This window comes from Sulfurimonas limnophila (assembly GCF_059705345.1).
Window position 1 is genome coordinate 402,311 of sequence record NZ_AP046127.1, and the last position, 19,692, is coordinate 422,002.

The window sequence follows — 19,692 nt, forward strand, 5'->3', positions numbered from 1 at the left end:
TAAAAAAATTGAGAAATTTTGAGATATAATTTACCGAAATAAGAAAGGTTTGCATATGTATTTAAAAGATTTAAAGTTCTCGCTGTGGGCGGATTTTATAGAAAGAGACTATTTAGATAATGAGTTTAAAGAGTTAATAGATAAAAAAATAATCAATGGAGCTACTTCAAATCCTGCAATATTTAAAAATGCGATACTTAGTTCAAATGCTTATAAAGAGCAACTTCTTACTCTTAAGTCGCTTAGCCCAAAAGAAAAATATGAAGCAGTTGCTATCTATGATATACAAAAAGCAGCAGATATATTAAAACCTCTTTATGATGTAGGCGATGATGGTTATGTAAGTATAGAAGTAGACCCTTTTCTTTGTGATGACGCTGATGCAACGATAAAAGAGGGAGAGAGACTCTATAAAAGCATAGGCAGAGCAAACGTGATGATAAAAATTCCAGCGACTAAGGCTGGATATATTGCGATGCAAACTCTTACATCAAAAGGCATACCAGTAAATGCAACGCTTATCTTTAAGAAAGAACAAGCTATTTTATGTGCAAAAGCTTTTAGAGATGGAACAAAAGAGTTTGGAGCAACCGTTGATACAGTAATAAGCGTGTTTGTAAGCAGAATCGACAGAGCTTTAGATGATATGCTTGAAAAAGCTAAAATCAAAAAAGCTCTAAGTGGCATATATAACAGTGCAAGTATATATGAAGCTGTTGAGAGCATGAGAGTTGATAGATGCCGAGTTCTTTTTGCAAGTACAGGAGTAAAAGATGATTCACTGCCTCCTCACTACTACATTGAGGGACTTTTAGCGTATAACAGCGTAAATACAGCGCCAGTAGATACTATAAAAGCGTATGATGCAAATGGATCTAAAACAGCTTCGCTTCCAATTTCACAAGAGAAAATAAGAGAACATTTCGAAGCGATAAAATTTTTAGGTATCGATTTTGATATGATTTTAGACAAGCAGATAGAAGATGGATTACAATCTTTTAAAGATGCATTTAAAGATATATTGGAGTCATTATGATTAAACATAACAATGAAATAGATATAAGTCTTTTAACGTTTGAACAGATAAAAAAAATTAGAGGGTATCTTAAAAAACTTATTGAAAATGGTGGAAGCGACTTACATGTAAAGTCAAACGGGGCAATAAGAGCTAGAATAAATGGGGCGATAATCCCTTTTTCTGGAAGCATCTTCTCTTATGAAGATGGAATGACTTTGGCAAAAGAGATACTTAGAGGAAGATTCTCAGAGTTGATAGAGCATAAAGAGGTGGATTTAGTTTATCAATTTGATGAACGCAACCGCTTTCGTGTAAACATTTTTTTTCAAACTGACGGACCATCTTTTGTTTTTCGTGTAATTCCTATGAAAATTCCAACAATTGATGAGATGAAATATCCTGAGATGATAAGAACATTTACAAAAGAGTCACGCGGATTGATACTAGTAACTGGAACAACAGGAAGTGGAAAATCAACAACTCTAGCAGCAATGATTCATGAGATAAATATGTGTGATAAAAAACACATCATAACGATAGAAGATCCAATTGAATTTGTTCATAAAGATAGAGGATGTATCATAAATCAACGCTCAGTTGGGCAAGATACACTCTCATTTGATAGAGCGCTTAGAGCTGCTCTTCGTGAAGACCCAGATATTATATTAGTTGGAGAGATGAGAGATAGAGAGACGATAGAGTTGGCACTGCATGCGGCAGATACAGGGCATTTGGTTTTTTCAACACTGCATACGGTTGATGCAAAAGAGACTATAAATCGTATAATTGCTATTTTTCCAAATGAAGAGCAAAATCGTGTTAGGCTCTCTCTTGCTGGAGTATTAAAGGGTGTTATATCTCAAAGACTGATTCCAACAAAAGATGATAAACGTGTAGCGGCTATGGAGATACTTGTAAAGACTCCTATGGTTGAGAAGTTAATTTTAGAAAATAGAGATTATGAAATTCGCGAAACAATCGAAAAAGGTAGAGAACACTACAAATCACAAAGTTTTGACCAACATATCTTGGATATATACAATAACGGAATTATCACAAAACAAAAAGCAAAAGATTACGCTACAAGCGCATCCGATTTAGAGCTAAAAATGAGTGGCTTAAACAGTGGCAAGGCTTCAGAGAGTATACACAAAGCTGAAAGTGTTGATAAGAACGGTTTTGACGAAGATGATATCTTTAATTTAAAATAGACCTGTTTAACTGCAATTAAAGCTTAAAGAGATATAATTGCGGACATTTTTTATTAAGGATTTAATATGTTAGAAGGCATAATTAGAGAGAGTATTGGCAAAATAGGCACGAAAGCGCTTCGCCGCGATGGATATCTAATTGCAAACATTTATGGAAAAGGGTTAGAAAACCTACATGCTGCATTCAAAGAGAATGAGTATATCCGTACTGTTCGTAATAAAGAGACTCTGGCATTTCCTATCAAAGTAGCATCAAAAGAGATGAATGTTGTTGTTCAATCTTATGAGGCACACCCAGTTACGGGTAAGCTATTACACGTAGATTTAATGGTAGCACAACCAAATGTTGTGACACACTATAATGTACCTGTTGTTACAGTTGGTGATGCAATTGGTCTTAAAAATAAAGGTCTTGTGCATATTTCAAAACCTCGTTTAAGAGTAAAAGCTACTATTGAAAATACTCCAAACGCTATCATTGTAGATGTTGCTAAAATGGATGTAGGTGACGCAAAAATGGTACGTGACATTGCAAAAATAGCTAATGTGACGTTCACAGATTCTGATCGTGTATCTGTACTAAGCGTAATCAAAGCGAAATAATTATGTTAATAGTCGGTCTGGGTAACCCTGGCCCGAACTATGAGCATACCCGCCATAATATAGGCTTTATGGTTATAAATGAGCTAGTCAAACGAAAAAATGCTCAAAAACTATCTTCATCATTTGACTCTATCCTTTTTAAGTTTTCAAATCATTTTTTATTAAAACCACTTACTTTTATGAACTTGTCAGGCTTAGCGATTGGCGCTGTAAAGAAGTTTTATAAAATTGATGAAGTTGTTGTAATACATGATGATTTAGACCTTCCATTTGGCGCACTTCGCTTTAAAAAAGGCGGTGGACATGGTGGACACAATGGACTTAAATCAACAGATGAACATATTTCAAAAGAGTATATAAGAGTACGAATGGGTATAGGCAAACCAGAGCATAAAGGTGAAGTAGCTTCTTATGTTTTAAGTAATTTTACTAAAGATGAGCAAGAACATTTAGCGGAGTTTATTGCTTCTGCTTCTGATGCACTCGAGTGTCTCTTAAGTAACTCTCTTGAAGATGTTAGCACTAAATATACAATTAAAAAAATTCCGCTAAAATAGCACTAAACTTCTCTATTGGACCTAAATGCTGGCTTTTAAATATATCTCTTTTCATTACATTAGATACTTTATTGTTATATTATTGGCTTTAGTACTTTTTTTAGTCGGTTTTGACTATATGGGAAGCTCTGAAAAACTTGATATTTCTGCCAATTTACTTCTTATTTATATTGTTTATAAAACATTTTATGCCATCGATATGCTTCTTCCTCTTTCGCTTATATTTGCAATGATAAGCACAAAGATTTTTTTAATCCGATCAAATGCACTAGTCTCGTTCTACTCTCTTGGATATTCTAGAATAGATATATTAAAACCTTTTGTAGTTGTTTCTACTGTTGTAATTACTCTTTTTATCTCTCTTCATTCAATTTCAAATTTTGCAAGAGCGGATGAGTTTGCAAAAAATATCCGTAAAAATGCACAATACTTAAGCCCAACAAGAGACCTTTTTTTTACATATAAAGATAAATTTGTATATTTTTCAAGATTATTGCCTCTTCAAGAGAGCGCAGAGAATATACGTGTATTTAGCTTTGTAGATAACTCTTTAAAAGAGGTTTTAGTAGCCAAAAAAGCTAGTTATAGAAATGATGCATGGCTTATCAACAAGGCTGATATTATTACAAAGCCAGACAACATTAGCTTTGACTCTTTGGGGATAAAAGTAAGAGAGAAGCAAAACTTAGAGATTCTTCAAGGGTTTCGCCCAAAAATGCTTGATCAAGTTTATGAGGGCAAAGTTAATTTTTCAATCAAAGATGCAATTGACGCTTATTTGCTCTTACGTGATCAAAATATCAATACAAATACAGTAAAGAGTGCTCTTTATAAGATATTTGTATATCCATTTTTTGTTCCCTCTTTAGTTGTTATCATATTCTTTTTTGTTCCAATTAGTGTTAGATTTTTAAATGTTTCTCTATTTAGTTTTGTGGCAATTATCTCTTCTTTGATGATTTGGGCATTTTTATTTTCATTAGTAGAGTTATCAAACCATAAAACGATACCAAGTGAACTTGGAATAATTTTGCCAAATTTCTTGCTTTTATTGTTTGCAATAAGACAGTGGATAAAATATCGTACATCCAGAGTTAGCAACTAAAGTCGCATAATTTTTTACTCCTCATACTTTTTCATAACAAAAATATAAGTACTTTTTAGATAGAATCCACTTAAAAATATTTGGGATTTTTATGATAAATTTTAAAGAACTAGCAGCTACTTATAAAACACCGTTATATATATATGATTTAGACTACATGAGCGCACAATATGAGGAGTTGAAAGCCGCTTTTAAAGGCAGAAAATCTATTATGGCATTTGCTATAAAATCAAACTCAAATCTTAGTGTTATTAAACATTTTGCTACTTTAGGAAGTGGAGCTGATTGTGTCTCTATTGGTGAGGTACATCGTGCAGTTTTAGCGGGAGTACCTAACTACAAAATCATTTTCTCTGGAGTTGGAAAGAGTGATGATGAGATTACTCAAGCTATTAAGTTAGATATTTTATATATTAACGTAGAGAGCGAAGCAGAGCTTGGTCGTGTAGAGCTCATAGCAAAAGAACTTGGTGCAAAATGTAGAATAAGCATCAGAGTAAATCCAAACATAGACCCACAAACTCACCCTTACATATCAACAGGGCTTCACGACAACAAGTTTGGAGTAGAGATAGATGCTGCTAAGAGAATGTACATAAAGGCAAACAACTCTGAGTATTTAGACCCTGTAGGTATCCACTTTCATATAGGTTCACAACTTACAGAACTAAAGCCTATATATGAGTCAGCAGAGATTGTGGCTGATTTGGTAAGAACACTTCAAAATATAAAAATAGAGCTAAAGTTTTTTGATATAGGTGGAGGTCTTGGAGTAAAATACAAAGATGAGACAACGATAACCCCATATGATTATGCACAAGCTATTTTATCAACTCTAAAAGGTTTAGATTTAACAGTTATTTGTGAACCAGGAAGATTTTTAACTGCAAATGGCGGTTATTTTTTAACTAAAGTTCTTTATGAAAAAAGAAATGGCGATAAAAGATTTGTTGTGGTTGATGGCGGGATGAATGATTTGCTCAGACCAAGCTTATATAAGGCATATCATAGAATAGAAGCATTAACAGATAGCTCAAGTGAACTTAGCGAAGCAGATGTTGTCGGGCCAGTTTGTGAAAGTGGAGATTTCTTTGCAAAGGGATATATGCTTCCAGCTTTAGAGCATAACGACCTTTTGGTTATTCATAGTGCTGGAGCATATGGCTTTGGTATGGGCAGTAACTACAATACAAGAGGTAGAAGCGCTGAGGTTGCTATAAGCGGTAATGAGGTAAAACTTATCCGTAAGCGTGAAGAGTTTGAGGACCTTATAGCTTTAGAGAAAGAGTATTTGGAGAACTAAGATGTATTTTATTGATGTGCAAGGCACACTAATTAGCGATAGCGATAAATCCCCAATACGGGGAAGCAGAGAATTTATTGATGCGCTAAATGAAAAAAAAATACCCTATATGATTATCACAAACAGCACAAAAAAAGCTTCTATTGATTTTTTTGATTTTTTGAAATCTAAAGGTTTTAATATAGAGTTTTCTTCATATCTTGACCCACTTATGCTTTTAGAATCACATGTAGAAAAAAGCTCTGTTGCTCCTTATGGCGCAGATGAGTTCTTGGTTGTACTAAAAAAAATGGGATATATATTTAATTATAAAAATCCAAAAACAGTACTAATATCAATAAAAGAGAATTACACATCTGAAGAGTTTGCTCAAATCATCGATTTTTTATTGGCAGGTGCTTCTTTGGTGGGTATGCATGAGACATCTATATATGCAAAAAACTCTAAAAGATACCCTGGGGTTGGCGCAATTTTAAAACTGCTAGAGTTTGCAACGTCATGCTCATATGAAGTTGTAGGAAAACCGAGTCGAGCATTTTATAATGAGGCTTTGATAATGCTTCGTAAGCAAAAAAATGATGCAAAATTTAGTGATGTGACAATTATTAGTGATGATGTTAAGGGAGATTTAGGAGGCGCGAAAGAGCTTGGTATGAAGACTCTCTTCGTAACAAGTGGAAAATATAAAAGTGCAGATGAGATAGTCCCTTTTTTAAAACCTGAATTAAAACCTGATTACGTCTATGCTGATATGCAAGAGATTTTGGAGAAAATATGAAAACTTTAGAAGATTGTAGAGATAGAATTGATACGATTGATGACAAAATATTAGAGCTTTTAAATGAGAGAATGGTTGTTGTTAAACGTGTTGGAGAGATAAAAAAAGGCACCGACGCTGCTATATACAGACCAGAGAGAGAAAAAGCTATAATCGAGCGTTTAGCACAACATAGCACAAAAGAGAATGGACTTTTAAATCAAGATGCGATAGAGGCTATATTTTTAGAGATATTTGCAGTTTCTAGAAACTTAGAACTACCAGAACGCATAGCATACCTAGGGCCAGAAGGTAGTTTTACGCATCAAGCAGCAGAGAGCCGTTTTGGGGCAATGAGTGACTATATGTCTATGAGATCTATCTCAAATGTTTTTAAAGAGCTAGAGACTAAAAGAGCAAAATTTGGAGTAGTTCCAATTGAGAACTCAAGAGATGGAGTTGTCGGTGAGACACTTGACCTTTTGGCAAAGAGCTCCGTAAAAATAGTAGCAGAGCTGTATATGCCGATTCACATGTCGTTTGTAACAAAAGCAAAAAAAATATCAGATATTAATAAAATCTACTCAAGAGACAAGGGGTTTGGGCAGTGTAGAGAATTTTTGCAAGAACATAACCTCTCCAATGTTGAACTTATCCCCGTTGAATCTACCGCAAAAGCAGCAATACTAGCTTCAAAAGATGAGAGCGCGGCTGCTATATGTAGTCATATAGCAGCAAAGCTATATAGTGTTCCAACAATGTTTGACCATGTTGAAGATAGCATAGGCTCTCAAACAAGATTTGTGATACTAAGTGACTTTAAAAATGCAAAGAGTCAAGATGATAAAACTTCTATATTGGTAAGATTAAAAGACTCTGTAAAGGCTGGCTCACTTGTGCATTTCTTGCAAGATTTTGAGCACGAGAGTATAAATCTCTCTAAAATAGAGTCTCGCCCATCAAAAGAGAAGGGCGGGTTTGAGTACTGGTTTTTTATAGATTTTTATGGCCATGTTGATGATGAGAAGTTCCAAAAAGTGTTACAAAAACATAAAGAAGAGGTTACATGGCTTGGAAGCTATGTAAAAGGAGAAGAGATTGAAATTTAATAAACATTTAGAAGATATAAAAACGTATGAAGCAGGAAAGCCCATAGAGCTTGTTGTAAGAGAACATGGGATTGAGCCAAAAGATATAGTAAAACTAGCATCTAATGAGAATCCGCTTGGATGTTCGCCTAAAGTAATTGATGCAGTTGGCAAAATCTTAACAAAGATGTCGTTATATCCAGATGACTCTATGATAAACCTAAAAAATGCACTTGCTAAGAGATATGATGTTAATAGTGAAAATATAATCATTGGCTCAGGAAGCGATCAAGTAATAGAGTTCTTAATCCACGCAAAAGCACATAGTGGTTCAAAGATTTTGATGAATAGTATCACGTTTGCTATGTATGAAATTTACGCTAAGCATGTAGGTGCAAATGTTATAAGAACATCTTCACAAGAGCATGATTTAGATGAGTTTTATAAACTATACAAGCAAGAAAAGCCAGAGATTATATTTATTTGTACGCCAAACAACCCAACGGGCGATGCTCTTGATGCGCAAAAAATATATGATTTCTTAGAAAAAATAGACAAGGATACTTTAGTTGTGGTAGATGCAGCCTACATGGAGTATGCAATTATAAAAGATGCAAAAAAAGAGATAAAAGTTAAAGAACTTATAGAAAAACACTCAAATGTTATCTATCTTGGAACATTTTCAAAAGCGTATGGACTTGGCGGAATGAGAGTTGGTTATGGTATAGCAGATACTAAAATAATCAAAGAGCTTTATAAACTAAGACCACCATTTAACATAACTACATTATCACTAGAAGCAGCAACAGTAGCCCTTAGCGATAATGATTTTGTACAAAAAAGTATAGCTCTTAATTTAGAGCAGATGAAACGCTATGAGCAGTTTGCAAAAGAGCAAAAAATAGATATAATAAACAGTTATACAAATTTTGTTACATTGTCGCTTGGTGCTGAGAGAAATTCTACAAAAATAGCAAATCAGCTCCTACAAAAGGGTATGATAGTAAGAGATTTAAGCAGTTATAACATGAATGCTATCAGAGTTACAATTGGTACTGATGAGCAAAATAGTCGTTTTTTTAAATTAGTAATACAATTTTTATAATGTTAAAATGGGAAGTCAATGGATTTTAAGGTACTTTTTTCACAACTAGTTACTCTCTACGATAAGCTTACAAAACAGCAGAAGTTTATCATAGGTGTGGCTATTGTTGGTATTGTTGCATTTGTGATTTTTCTCGTAGTGTATACAGAAAAAAAAGATGCTCTAAGTAAATATGAGACTCTTTTTGATTCCCTAAGTTCGGAAGATGCTGCAAAAGTTGTAGAGCAACTAGAAAAAGACAATATCCCTTATGAAATACTAGATAAAAATGTTATAAAAGTACCAAAAAATGTAGTATATAAAGAGCGTATTGCAATTGCTTCACTTGGAATTCCAAAAAATAACGGTGTTGGATTTGAACTTTTTGATAAACAAGAATTTGGAGCAACAAGTTTTGACCAAAATGTAAAATATCTTCGTGCTATTGAGGGTGAACTCTCAAGAACAATCAACTCTCTTGCTCCAATAGAAAATGCGAGTGTAAGTTTAGCCCTCCCAAAAGAGACGCTTTTTGTTGAGAAAAAAGGTGAACCAACCGCTTCCGTTATGGTTACATTGGTTGAGGGAAGAAAGCTGTCTTCTAAGCAGATTAGGGGCATTAAAAATCTTGTTTCCGCAGCAGTGCCACATCTGACATCTGCAAATGTAATGCTTATAGATAATGATGGCGAAACATTAGGCGATGATGATGAGATGGCTCAAATGGGTGAGCTCTCTACGGTTCAGCAGAATTTTAAGACAAAAGAAGAAAAGAAAAAACAGAGAAAAATTATAGAAGTAGTTTCTCCTTTTGTTGGTGGAGAGCAAAAAGTTGTTGCACAAGTAACAATTGAATTTGATTTTTCTATAAAAAATTCAACTTCAGAGAGTTATGACCCAGAAAACGTTGTAAGAAGTGAACAAGTTAGTGAAGAAAAAAGAGATGGCTCTACCCCTGCTGAAGTCGGTGGAGTTCCTGGTACTGTTAGTAATATAGGCCCAGTTGAGGGTCTAGCTAGTAACAAAACAAGTGAAAAATATGAAAAAAATACAGGAACTACAAACTATGAAGTTGGTAAAACTGTCTCAACAACAAAGAGTGAATTTGCACGTATAAAGAGAGTGACAGCGGCTGTTGTTGTTGATGGAAAATATAATTATAAAAATGATGCAGATGGAAAAGCAACAGAAGAGTTGGTATATGAAGCACTCTCAGAGAGTGACTTAGAGGCTCTTAGCGCACTTGTTAGCCGTTCAATTGGAATCAGCGAAGAGCGAGGAGACCAAATTAGCGTTCAAAACTTACAGTTTAAAAGAGCGCAGCTTGATCCTTCAAAAGAGAGAGTTAGTCAAGTTGTTTTATTTTCACAAACATATTTGGCACCATTTTCTGAACTGTTTAAGTATATGTTTGTGCTTATTCTGCTTCTTGTTCTTTATAAAAAAGTTATCTCTCCATTTGCACAAAGAATGCTTGAAATATCTAAAGAAGAAGATGAAATTGGCAGACCTGTTTTAGACATCAAAGATGATGAAGATGAAGATTTGGTAGAAAAAGTTCAATCAATGCGTAAAAAAGTTGAAGAACAGCTAGGTGTTGGAAATTCGTTTAATGAGGATGAACTAAAATATGATGTTCTTCTTGAGAAGATAAAAAATATGGCTGATGAGTCTCCTGAAGCAGTTGCGCTAGTTTTACAAGCACTTCTTACCGAAGAGACTGAGTCACCAACAAGATAAAGCAGAAGGAGAATCTATATGACTTTAAGTCCTACGCAACAAGCAAAATTTGATGAGATGAGCATGGGGCAAAAGATTGCAATATTGCTTATGCAGATGGGCGAAGATGTAACGGCCGCTATATTTTCCAATATGAGTGTTGATGCTATTACAGAAGTTTCAAAACATATTGCAACAAACAAGAGTGTAGAGAAGAGTGTTGCAACTGCGATTTTGGAAGAGTTTTATGCGATATTTCAGTCTGGGCAGTTTATTACTTCTGGTGGTTTAGAGTATGCGCGCGAGCTTTTATACAGAACATTAGGACCAGAAGAGGCTAAAAAAGTTCTTGAGAAACTATCAAAAAGTATGCAAGAAACTCAAAACTTCTCTTATCTATCTAAAATTAAACCACAGCAGTTATCAGACTTTATCATCAATGAGCACCCTCAAACAATTGCGCTTATTTTGGCTCATATGGACGCAACCGAAGCTGCTGATACGCTTCAGTATTTTCCTGATGACCTTAGAAGTGAAGTCTCGATGAGAATGGCAAAGCTAGGAGATATTTCTCCTTCAGTTATCAAAAGAGTATCTGCTGTTCTTGAGTCTAAGCTTGAATCTCTTGCTTCATATAAAGTTGAAGTCGGTGGTCCTCGTGCTGTTGCGGATATATTTAACAGACTTGGTGCAAAAGCTTCAAAAGAGACACTTGCTAAGATTGAAGAGCGTGATGAAGAGATGTCAAATCTAATCAAAGAGATGATGTTTACATTTGAAGATATTGCAAAACTAGATAAAAATGCAATTGCTGAGATATTAAAATCTATTGATAAACCAGACTTGATGTTAGGTTTAAAAAGTGCTCCTGAAGATCTAAAACAGAAATTCTTTAGCGCAATGAGTGAGAGAGCAAAAGAGGCATTTGAAGAAGAGATGCAGTTTATGGGCGCTGTAAAAATGAAAGATGTTGAGGGTGCTCAAAGAAGAATTGTTGAGATAGTAAATGGCCTTGCAGAAACGGGAACAATTCAGTTAGGAACTTCATCTGAAGAGATGGTGGAATAGAGTGGCAAGTATAATTAGTAACGATAAAATTAATCGACATAAAGTTGATAAATATAACTTTAAATTTCTCTCAATAGAAGATGAGATAAGTGAAGATGTTGCTGAGAATTCTTTTTTTGCAAATAACTCTTTGATTGAGAGCCAAGAGCCCATTAAAGAGCGTGAAGTTGATTCAAGCGCTATAAGTCAAAGCTCTAAAGACTCATTAATAGAGTCTCTTTTAAACAAAACAGACGAAATGTCCTCAAACTTTATAAAACTTCAGATGAAACTCGAGAGCATGGTAGCAGAGCACAAAGAGGAGCTTCAAAAGGTTAAAGATGATTCATTTGAGCTAGGCGTAGAGAGTGGCCGTGAGAAAGCTTTAAAAGAAGATAAAAACAATATCTCTAGTGTAATTTCTCAATATAACGCTTCTATACAAAAATTAGAAAAAAATGCAACAGAATTTGAGAGCGCATTAGAGAAGATAAAAGATGAGTTGATAGGTGCTGCTATTGATATTTCAAAAGAAGTTATCAAAATAGAGTTGGGCGAAAACTCAAATAAAGTGGCAATACTCTTAGCAAAAGAGTTGATAAAAGAGTTACAAGGCTCGTCAAAGATAACATTAAAGGTAAATCCAAAAGACCATGGAGAAATATCGCAGGTGCTTGGTACACTAGCACATGTAGAAATTATCTCAGATAGCGCGGTTAACTTAGGCGGTGTAATAGCTATAAGTGAAGCTGGAAACATAGATGCGCAGATTAGTAAAAGATTTGAACGTGTAAAAAGAGCAGCATTAAGTGAGTAAGCAGTATAGATGAATATAAAGCCAAGTAGAATAAAAGAGTTAGAGATTGTTTGTAAAAATATAAGAGAAGAGATACTTAGAGTTGTTAGTAAAAATGGTGGACATTTAAGTTCAACACTAGGCGCAACAGAGATTATTGTTGCGATGCATGAGGTTTTTGACTCAAAGAAAGACCCTTTTATATTTGATGTATCGCACCAATCTTATGCACATAAGCTCTTAACTGGAAGATGGAATGAGTTTGATACATTAAGACAGTTTAATGGTTTATGCGGTTACACAAAGCCAAGCGAGAGCGAGCACGACTATTTTGTTGCAGGACATAGTTCTACTTCTATATCTTTAGGTGTTGGCGCTGCAAAGGCGATAGCTCTAAAGGGTGAGCAAGATAGCAGAATCCCTGTTGTTATGATTGGCGATGGTTCTATGACCGCTGGAATGGTCTATGAAGCACTTAATGAGCTTGGCGAGAGAAAATACCCAATGGTAATCATTTTAAATGACAACGAGATGAGTATATCTAAGCCAATAGGTGCAATTAGTAGAATTTTAAGCTCAGCTATGGCATCTCCTTTTTATCAAAATTTTAAAAAACATACAGAAAGTTTTGTAGATAATTTTGGAGAGGGTGCTAGATATATAGCAAAAAGAATGGAAGAGTCGCTAAAACTCATAACTCCAGGAATTATGTTTGAAGAGATGGGCATAGACTATATCGGCCCAGTTGATGGACATAATTTAGTCTCATTGATAGAGATACTTCAAAAAGCAAAAGAGCTAAAAAAACCAGTTATCGTTCATGCACAAACACTAAAGGGTAAAGGTTATCAGATAGCTGAAGGGCATGAAGAGAAATGGCATGGTGTTGGACCTTTTGATTTGGATAGCGGAGCTGCATCTAAAAAAAGTTCTGCAAAAAGTGCTACTCAAATTTATGCAGAGGCTCTTCTTCATCTTGCAAAACATAACGATAAGATAGTAGGCGCAACTGCTGCAATGCCGAGTGGAACAGGTTTAAGTGATCTTATAGAGTTATATCCAAATAGATTTTGGGATGTTGCAATTGCAGAACAGCATGCAGTTACATCTATGTCAGCGTTAGCAAAAGAGGGATTTAAACCGTTTTGTACAATTTACTCGACGTTTTTACAGCGTGGATATGATCAAGTGATTCATGATACATGTTTGATGAACTTGCCTGTTGTTTTTGCGCTTGATCGTGCTGGAATAGTTGGAGAAGATGGAGAGACGCATCAGGGTGTTTTTGATATAAGTTTTTTAAGAGCGATACCAAATATGACTCTTTTTGCTCCAAGAGATGAGAAGAGTTTTCATCAGGCCATGGCGTTTGCTGCACAGTATCCTTCTCCATGTTCACTGCGCTATCCAAGAGGCTCATTTACAGAGACCTCTTTGCCAGAGTCTAAATATTTTGAGCTTGCAAAATCGCAACTTCTTCGCTCAAGCAATAGTGATACTCTTTTTATCGGTTATGGTAATGGTGTTGGACGTGCTTATGAGACATCGAAATTTTTAGAAGATGAGGTTAGTATTTTAGACCTTAGATTTGTCAAGCCACTTGATGAAGATATGCTTCGTGAAATGGCAAAAACACATAACAAATGGTTTGTATTTAGTGACAGTGCAAAGATGGGCGGAGTAGGCTCTGCAATCTTAGAATTTTTTGCACGGGAAAAAATCTTACATGTTGAGTTAGAGAGTTTTGAGTATGAAGATGAGTTTATAACTCACGGTAAAACAAAAGATGTTGAAGAGTCACTTAGACTTTTACCTGTACAACTTGCCCTTAGAGTTAAAGAGTTTATTCTACGCTAGAATGATGCATAAATTATATAGCAAGGAAGATGTAAAATGAAAATAAGTGTAGCAGGTATTTTTTTAACACTCTCAATAAGCTCTTCAATGTTTGCGGCAGATTTTGATATAGGTCTCTCTGGAACAGAAAAAGGAGTTGATTCATTCTCTTTTTCTATAGGAGATTATTACAGAGTTCCTCAAAGAGAAATTGTAATCGCCACAGAAGAGTTGTCTGCGAGTGATATTAGTGTTGCTTACTTCTTGGCAGAAAAAGTAAGAAGAAGCCCAAAATATATAGCAAAACTTCGTATGGCTGGCAGTAGTTGGTGGGATATAAGTATCAATCTTGGACTTAATCCAGAAGTTATATATGTTGTAGAGACAGATAGAAGATATGGTCCTCCATATGGCAGAGCTTACGGGCATAAAAAAAGTAGAAAAAAATTATATTTAGATGATGATGCTATAGCTGAGCTTGTAAATGTACGTTTTTTATCCTCATACCACAGAGTTAGCATAGATGAGGTAATAGAACGAAGACGTGCAGGGGAAGATTTTAGAAACATTGATAGAGGTTATCATGAGACAAAATCAAAAAACAAGCACAAAGCTGAGTATCGTGAAGATAAGAAAAAGAATAAAAGTGAAAAAAGAGAAGATGGCAGAGGTAAAAATAGGGATTAACAGTTTTTATAATGCTACTTTTGTAGCATTATAATTGCCCCAAATCTTCCAGTTTTTTGCTCGGCTCTATATGAAAAATAGTCTTTAGTGTTACAGCATGTACATTCATTTGAAAATTCTATATTTTCCTCTTTGATGCCACACACTAGAAGTTGAGATTTTAGGATTTTATTTACATTAAGATAATATTTTTCATCTTTTATATCAATAGCGTACTCTAAGTCTAATGCTTTTGCTTCATCGTAAATTTCCACTCCAACTTCATAACAACAAACTCCAATACTAGCACCAATAGCCACATATAAATCTTTTGCTTCACTTTGAAAATTGTCTATAAAGCTATCAACTGTCTTTTTTATTATGTTTTTAAATGCTCCAGCTCTTCCAGCATGAACGGCTGCTATTGCTTTTTTCTCACAATCATAAAAGAGTATCGGCGAGCAGTCCGCTACCATAACCATAAGTGGAGTGTTTGACTTGTTTGTTATAAGAGCGTCACATGTTGGAGGTGAGTTAAAATCTTCATCAGTTACCAGATGTACTAAACTAGAGTGAACCTGTTTCATATGAATAAGAGATTTTTTTTCATATCCTAACTCTTTGGCTAGTTTAAGGTGGTTGCTTTGCACATTTGCTTCATTGTCATCTACGTGAAATGCAAGATTACCGCTAGACTTTGTGGTAAAAGCGTGAGTCAGATTTAGCGATTGTGCTAATTTTTTACTATAATAAAATTTCATAGAAAAATTATATCCTAAAGGTACTATTTTGAGTAGATTAAGTCTATATCCAGTCACGTTAGAGGGCGCAAATGAGCAGAAGAAGCGCCAAGAGATACGAGAGTATTTTCACAATACATTTTCACTTTTTGAGAAGATTTTTGAGCTACTAAAAGATGATGATGTTTTTTACAACAAATCGGAGATTACAAGACATCCGATGATATTTTATTTTGGACATACCGCTACTTTTTTTATAAATAAACTTATAAATATGAAGATAATAAAAGAGAGAGTAAATCCAGAGTTTGAGTCAATATTTGCAGTTGGTGTTGATGAGATGGATTGGGATGATATGAATAGTGGCAACTATAAGTGGCCAATAGTTAGCGAGGTTAGGGAGTATAGAAACATTGTAAGAGAGATAGTTGATGGGCTTATAACTACACTTCCTATGCCTTTGCCAATAGATGATAAATCTCCTATGTGGATAATCCTTATGGCAATTGAGCATGAGCGGATACATATAGAGACTTCACTTGTTCTTCATCGTCAAATGCCAATAGAGCTTGTAAAAGAGGTAAAAGAGTTTAATATCTGCACACATACTTCACTAGCTCCACAAAATAGCATGATTGATATAAATGGCAAAAATATTAAACTTGGCAAAGATAAAGGACATAATCTTTACGGTTGGGACAATGAATATGGAAAATACGAAGAGAGAGTAGAGGATTTTAAAGTTTCAAAGTTTCTTGTGAGTAACGGTGAATTTATGGAGTTTGTACAAGATGGTGGCTACACAAATAAGGAGTTTTGGGATGAAGAGGGATGGAAATTTTTAGAGATAAGCGGTGCAAAATATCCTACTTTTTGGGTTAGAGAGAGTGATGTTTATAAGTATAGAACTCTGAGCAAAATCATAGATATGCCCCTTGATTGGCCAGTTGATGTAAATGCTCTCGAAGCAGAAGCGTTTTGTCGATATAAGAGCAAAAAAGATGGAGTGACTTACTCGCTGCCTAGCGAGGCGGAGTATAGAGTGATTTATGAGTATGTAAAGCTTGAAGATATTCCAGATTTTCATGAGAGTAGGGCAAATTTGAATTTTTATCACTACTCTAGTTCATGTCCTGTAAATGAGTTTAGTTTTAACGGGATTTATGATGTCGTTGGAAATGTTTGGCAGTGGAGCAGAACCCCAATATTTGGCTTTGATGGTTTTGAGGTACATCCTGCGTATGATGACTTTTCAACTCCTACATTTGATAATAAACATGCGCTCATACTTGGCTCATCATGGGCTAGTAGCGGAAATCTTATAATGAAGCACTCTCGTTACGCTTTTCGCAGACACTTCTTTCAAAATGCTGGATTTAGATATGTAATCTCTAGCTCAGATATAGAAAAACAGAGCGATATTTATGAAAGTGATGAACTGGTTTCGCAGTACTGTGAGTTTCAGTACGGAGATAGCTTTTTTGGAGTAAAAAACTTTGCACTAGAGTGTGTAAAGATAGCAACTAAATTTGTTAAAAACAGGACAAAAGCGCTTGATTTGGGTTGTGCGACTGGACGAGCTACATTTGAGTTGGCGCATAGTTTTGATGAGGTTGATGGGATTGATTTTTCTGCAAGATTTATCGGTGTTGGAGTAAAGCTTAAAAATGATGGCTATGTAGCGTATAGAACCAAAACAGAGGGCGATTTAAGCGAGGAGAGAAGAGCCTCCATTGAAGAGTTAGGATATGAGAAGATAAAAGATAAAGTCTCTTTTTGGCAAGGCGATGCATGTAATCTAAAGCAAAATTTCAACTCATATAATTTGATTTTAGCAAAAAATATAATAGACAGACTATATAACCCAAGACTTTTTTTAGATAGCGTTCATGAGCGGCTAGAGCGTGATGGTATTTTAGTTCTAACTTCTCCCTACACATGGCAAGAGAGCTCAACAAAAAAAGAGTTTTGGCTTGGTGGGTACAAAGATGAGAATAACAAAGAAGTTAAAACCATAGATACACTAAAAGAGATTCTAGGTAAACATTTTGAGCTTATACATGTAGAAAATGTTGAGTTTGTTATAAAAGAGACACAGAGAAAATATCAACATAGCGTTGCTGAGGTTAGTGTGTGGAGGAAAATATGACTTATGACTTCTCAACCTCCGCATCAAGAGAAGATACAAACGCTGAGAAATACGCACTAAGAGAGAAGCTTTTTGGTACAAAAAATGTAGAACCTCTTTGGGTGGCGGATATGGATATAGATACACCTAAATTTGTGCTTGAAGCCGTAAAAAAGCGCCTTGAGCATCCTATCGTTGGATATGAAGAGGTGCCTCATAGCGCTTTTTTGGCTCAGATAAAGTGGATGAAGGATGTGCATGGGGTAGAATTTGAGCTAGAAGATATGTTCTACTCGCACTCTGTGGTTGCGAGTATGAACGCTGCAATAGAAGCATTTAGCAACAAAGGCGATAAAGTCATAGTTCAAACACCCGTCTATCCACCATTTTTTCATAGTGTGAGAGAGCACGATAGAGAGCTTTTAAAAAATCCTCTTAAACAAGAAGATGATGGAAGTTACATATTTGATGTAGAAGATTTACTCTCAAAAATAGATGAAAAAACTAAACTTCTGCTTCTTTGTTCTCCGCATAATCCAGTAGGGCGTGTTTGGAGGAGGGAAGAGCTAGAACGTATTTTAGAGGTTTGCCTAAAATATAACATAGTAGTTTTTAGCGATGAAATCCACTCTGATTTGGTTTATGCACCAAATACTCATACAGCATTTGCATCTCTAAGCCAAGCTGCTAGAGATATTACTATCACTGCAATTGGGGTTGGAAAAACTTTTAATATGGCTGGATTTTCGATGAGTAGTGTTGCTATACCAAATATTGAATTAAGAGAGAAGTTTTTAAAAGTATATAATCGTATTCATTTTGCTGCTGGAAATGCTCTCTCACATGTAGCTTTTGAATCGGCATATGTAGAGGGCAGAGAGTGGCTTGAAGAGCTAAAGACACATCTTTTTAAAAATTACAGTATGCTAAAAGAGTTATGTGCAAACTATCCTTATCTAATAAAAGTAACCCCAATTGAGGGAACTTACCTCGCGTGGCTTGATTGTAGGGGGCTGACTCTTAGGGATAAGGAGTTAAGAGAGTTTTTTATAAAAGAGGCAGGTCTTGGACTTAGTGCAGGGATAAGTTTTGGTAGAGAGGGAAGCGGTTTTATGAGGTTGAATTTTGCAATCTCATCTGCTAAAATGTCTCAAGTAGTAAATAAACTTCAAATAGCACTTGAAAAACATAGGAGTAGAGATTGATGGGGATAAATTGGGATGAGTTTAAATTTTTTAAGCAGTATAGTGATAAAAAAAATGACAACTTTGAAATCTTGCTAGATTTTCTAAAAAGCCACTATAAAATGACCTCTCCAAAAGAGATGTATGAAATAATGGTAAATGATGATACAGCACAATTGATGTTAAAAAAGAGAGAGATGCATACGTTAGAGGATTTAGAACGACATCTTTATAAAGATTTTAATGCAGAATAATCTCTTAAAAATAGACTCTTTTTTACAAAAACATCATGTATTATCACTATGTACAACAGACGGACTAGATGTAAGTGCTTGTAACCTTTTCTATGCTTTTGATTCAGCATACAACTCTTTTGTAGTAGCAAGCAGTGAAGAGACAACACATATAAAAAATATTTTCAAAAATAAAAAAGTTGCAGGAACTGTTGTTTTAGAGACAAAGGTAGTTGGTAAAATAGAGGGAGTTCAGTTTAGAGGAGAGTTTTTACAACTACAAGACGAAGGGCTTAAAAAGCTCTATTTTAGGCACTTTCCTTATGCCTTTGCCATGAGTCCAAAACTTTGGCAGATAAAAATCAACTATTTTAAATTAACTGACAATAAGCTTGGTTTTGGAAAAAAGATTATTTGGATGACGAACTCTGCTGAGTAGATTTTTCTCTAAACATAGTACAATCACTCCCACTGCTTTGAAATACTACTAATGATGGTATTTGAGGTGATTTAAAACCATAGGCTCTACACCCATGAGGTCTCTGCGCCTCCCATGTAACAAAATAGTATTCACATCTTCTACAATTAATTCTCTTCATTTGGCTCTCTTTTAAGTG

General features: G+C 35.0%; 20 protein-coding genes. 18 read left to right on the forward strand and 2 right to left on the reverse strand.

Annotated elements, in window-relative coordinates:
• The first annotated feature begins 55 nt into the window (after positions 1-55).
• The 14 genes from AC6H33_RS02205 (at position 56) to AC6H33_RS02270 (ending at position 14,811) form a co-directional block, all read left to right on the forward strand.
• A complete protein-coding gene (locus AC6H33_RS02205; protein ID WP_497605343.1) occupies positions 56-1,036 on the forward strand; it encodes a transaldolase in 981 nt (326 codons plus the stop codon).
• Positions 1,033-2,229, forward strand: coding sequence for a type IV pilus twitching motility protein PilT (locus AC6H33_RS02210; RefSeq protein ID WP_497605344.1), 1,197 nt, complete (start codon positions 1,033-1,035; stop codon positions 2,227-2,229). Before AC6H33_RS02205 ends, AC6H33_RS02210 begins: the two co-directional genes overlap by 4 nt.
• Positions 2,230-2,295: 66 nt before the next feature.
• Positions 2,296-2,832, forward strand: coding sequence for a 50S ribosomal protein L25/general stress protein Ctc (locus AC6H33_RS02215; protein WP_497605345.1), 537 nt, complete (start codon positions 2,296-2,298; stop codon positions 2,830-2,832).
• Complete coding sequence (gene pth / locus AC6H33_RS02220) at positions 2,832-3,389, forward strand: aminoacyl-tRNA hydrolase (RefSeq protein WP_497605972.1); 558 nt, start codon at positions 2,832-2,834, stop codon at positions 3,387-3,389. The genes AC6H33_RS02215 and pth overlap by 1 nt, the downstream gene beginning before the upstream one ends.
• A gap of 25 nt (positions 3,390-3,414) precedes the next feature.
• Positions 3,415-4,494 (forward strand): LptF/LptG family permease, encoded by a 1,080-nt coding sequence (locus AC6H33_RS02225; protein WP_497605346.1) that lies wholly within the window; start codon positions 3,415-3,417, stop codon positions 4,492-4,494.
• A gap of 91 nt (positions 4,495-4,585) precedes the next feature.
• Positions 4,586-5,797: a diaminopimelate decarboxylase gene (gene lysA / locus AC6H33_RS02230; protein WP_497605347.1), complete on the forward strand. Its 1,212-nt coding sequence runs from the start codon at positions 4,586-4,588 to the stop codon at positions 5,795-5,797.
• Position 5,798: 1 nt separating this feature from the next.
• Positions 5,799-6,575 (forward strand): HAD-IIA family hydrolase, encoded by a 777-nt coding sequence (locus AC6H33_RS02235; RefSeq protein ID WP_497605348.1) that lies wholly within the window; start codon positions 5,799-5,801, stop codon positions 6,573-6,575.
• Positions 6,572-7,663 carry a prephenate dehydratase gene (gene pheA / locus AC6H33_RS02240; protein ID WP_497605349.1) on the forward strand — a complete coding sequence of 364 codons (1,092 nt, stop codon included), beginning with the start codon at positions 6,572-6,574 and terminating at the stop codon, positions 7,661-7,663. The genes AC6H33_RS02235 and pheA overlap by 4 nt, the downstream gene beginning before the upstream one ends.
• A complete protein-coding gene (gene hisC / locus AC6H33_RS02245; RefSeq protein WP_497605350.1) occupies positions 7,653-8,747 on the forward strand; it encodes a histidinol-phosphate transaminase in 1,095 nt (364 codons plus the stop codon). The genes pheA and hisC overlap by 11 nt, the downstream gene beginning before the upstream one ends.
• Before the next feature lie 18 nt (positions 8,748-8,765).
• Entirely contained in the window at positions 8,766-10,466 is a 1,701-nt protein-coding gene (gene fliF, locus AC6H33_RS02250; protein WP_497605351.1) for a flagellar basal-body MS-ring/collar protein FliF, read from the forward strand.
• An 18-nt stretch (positions 10,467-10,484) separates the two neighbouring features.
• Positions 10,485-11,513, forward strand: coding sequence for a flagellar motor switch protein FliG (fliG, locus tag AC6H33_RS02255; RefSeq protein ID WP_497605352.1), 1,029 nt, complete (start codon positions 10,485-10,487; stop codon positions 11,511-11,513).
• A gap of 1 nt (position 11,514) precedes the next feature.
• Positions 11,515-12,309, forward strand: coding sequence for a flagellar assembly protein FliH (fliH, locus tag AC6H33_RS02260; protein WP_497605353.1), 795 nt, complete (start codon positions 11,515-11,517; stop codon positions 12,307-12,309).
• A 9-nt stretch (positions 12,310-12,318) separates the two neighbouring features.
• Positions 12,319-14,145, forward strand: a complete 1,827-nt coding sequence (dxs, locus tag AC6H33_RS02265; RefSeq protein WP_497605354.1) for a 1-deoxy-D-xylulose-5-phosphate synthase — start codon at positions 12,319-12,321, stop codon at positions 14,143-14,145.
• Positions 14,146-14,181: 36 nt separating this feature from the next.
• On the forward strand, positions 14,182-14,811 hold the full coding sequence (locus tag AC6H33_RS02270) for a hypothetical protein (protein WP_497605355.1): 630 nt from the start codon (positions 14,182-14,184) through the stop codon (positions 14,809-14,811).
• Between the two features lie 14 nt (positions 14,812-14,825).
• Here AC6H33_RS02270 and pgeF read toward each other — a convergent pair whose 3' ends face one another.
• On the reverse strand, positions 14,826-15,551 hold the full coding sequence (gene pgeF, locus AC6H33_RS02275; RefSeq protein ID WP_497605356.1) for a peptidoglycan editing factor PgeF: 726 nt from the start codon (positions 15,549-15,551) through the stop codon (positions 14,826-14,828).
• A 28-nt stretch (positions 15,552-15,579) separates the two neighbouring features.
• Here pgeF and ovoA point away from each other — a divergent pair, with 28 nt between their 5' ends.
• From ovoA to AC6H33_RS02295, 4 genes are read left to right on the forward strand one after another with little or no spacing between them, the layout of a single operon-like run.
• Complete coding sequence (gene ovoA / locus AC6H33_RS02280; protein ID WP_497605357.1) at positions 15,580-17,679, forward strand: 5-histidylcysteine sulfoxide synthase; 2,100 nt, start codon at positions 15,580-15,582, stop codon at positions 17,677-17,679.
• Entirely contained in the window at positions 17,664-18,863 is a 1,200-nt protein-coding gene (locus tag AC6H33_RS02285; protein ID WP_497605358.1) for a PatB family C-S lyase, read from the forward strand. Before ovoA ends, AC6H33_RS02285 begins: the two co-directional genes overlap by 16 nt.
• Positions 18,863-19,096: a hypothetical protein gene (locus AC6H33_RS02290; RefSeq protein WP_497605973.1), complete on the forward strand. Its 234-nt coding sequence runs from the start codon at positions 18,863-18,865 to the stop codon at positions 19,094-19,096. The genes AC6H33_RS02285 and AC6H33_RS02290 overlap by 1 nt, the downstream gene beginning before the upstream one ends.
• Complete coding sequence (locus AC6H33_RS02295; RefSeq protein WP_497605359.1) at positions 19,086-19,514, forward strand: hypothetical protein; 429 nt, start codon at positions 19,086-19,088, stop codon at positions 19,512-19,514. Before AC6H33_RS02290 ends, AC6H33_RS02295 begins: the two co-directional genes overlap by 11 nt.
• Here the strand turns inward: AC6H33_RS02295 and AC6H33_RS02300 are convergent.
• Entirely contained in the window at positions 19,486-19,674 is a 189-nt protein-coding gene (locus AC6H33_RS02300) for a uracil-DNA glycosylase (RefSeq protein ID WP_497605360.1), read from the reverse strand. The genes AC6H33_RS02295 and AC6H33_RS02300 overlap by 29 nt on opposite strands.
• Positions 19,675-19,692 lie beyond the last annotated feature (18 nt).